Annotated in this window: 1 protein-coding gene and 1 pseudogene; both read left to right on the top strand. The window is 59.0% G+C overall.

Translation table 11 applies throughout. The features are described from left to right. Positions 1 to 699: adenylosuccinate synthetase (locus tag QVO51_RS10375; RefSeq protein WP_288168187.1), on the top strand; the 699-nt coding region annotated here is incomplete at its 5' end. A gap of 30 nt (positions 700 to 729) precedes the next feature. Further along, positions 730 to 1,141, top strand: a pseudogene (locus QVO51_RS10370) (hypothetical protein); the annotation flags it as partial.

Here is a 1,141-nt window from a genome sequence, read left to right as displayed (position 1 = left end):
GGCAAGCGGCTGCTGCCCTACCTGGCGGATGTATCCGTGCTGACCTATGAAGCGGACAAGGCGGGGAAGACCATCCTCTTTGAGGGTGCGCAGGCGACCCTGCTGGACATTGACTTTGGTACATACCCCTACGTTACCTCCTCCCATCCTCTGTCTGCAGGGGTATGTGTAGGTACTGGTGTTGGTCCCCGGATGATCTCCAACATCATCGGCGTGGCAAAGGCATATACCACCCGTGTGGGCAAGGGACCCTTCCCCACCGAGCTGAACGATGAAATCGGGGAGAAGATCCGGAACGTAGGCGGCGAATTCGGCACCACCACCGGCAGACCCCGGAGAACCGGCTGGTTTGACGCAGTGATCGTGCGGCACTCTGTGCGTGTGAACGGTCTGGACGGGCTTGCCATCAACAAGCTGGATACCCTCAGCGGTCTGGGCACTCTGAAGATCTGTACCGCATACAAAATGGCGGACGGCACCATCACCCGGAACCTGCCTCCCACACTGGAGGAGCTGGCTGGCTGTACGCCCATCTACGAGGAAGCAGAGGGCTTTGACGAGGATATTTCCGGCTGCAAGAGCTTTGAGGAGCTGCCGGAAAGCTGCAAGCGTTACATTGCCCGGTTGGAGGAGCTGTGCGACTGCCGGATCGCTATGATCGGCATTGGCCCGGACAGAAGCCAGATTCTGGAACGGTAAGCAGCGGTCAATCATACGGAGGTGATGGGAATGAGCGAAGAACAGAACAACGGATTGTCCCAGCTTGAGGAGTCCACCTATGTGCCCAAGCAGAAGGAGGATCGGCTGGCGGGCGTAGCTGCGCCGGTGCTGGAGGATACGGCATACGTTGCGCCCAAGGAAAAGAAGTCCCATCTTGCAGACGTGGCAGCCCCCACGCTGGCGGATGATGATTATGTGGATACCCGGAAAAAGCATAGCCTGGAAGGGGTACAGGCACCGGTGCTGGAGGATCCGGATGCGCATGCCGCATCCAAGCCTGCACAGCCGGCTGCATTTACCCCTGTACCCCTGACCCAGCAGCAGTTGGATGTTCTGGCACAGCAGCGTGCCCAGTCCGGTCAGCCTCCCTATACTCCGGAGCAGATTGCTGCCATTCAGAAGGCATATATGGATCGGCAGG

Source organism: Ruminococcus sp. CAG:379 (genome assembly GCF_000434255.1).
Classification (GTDB): Bacteria; Bacillota; Clostridia; order Oscillospirales; family Ruminococcaceae; genus Ruminococcus_F; species Ruminococcus_F champanellensis.
Note: the sequence above shows the minus strand (reverse complement) of the source record. Positions and strands in the feature narration are given on the sequence as shown.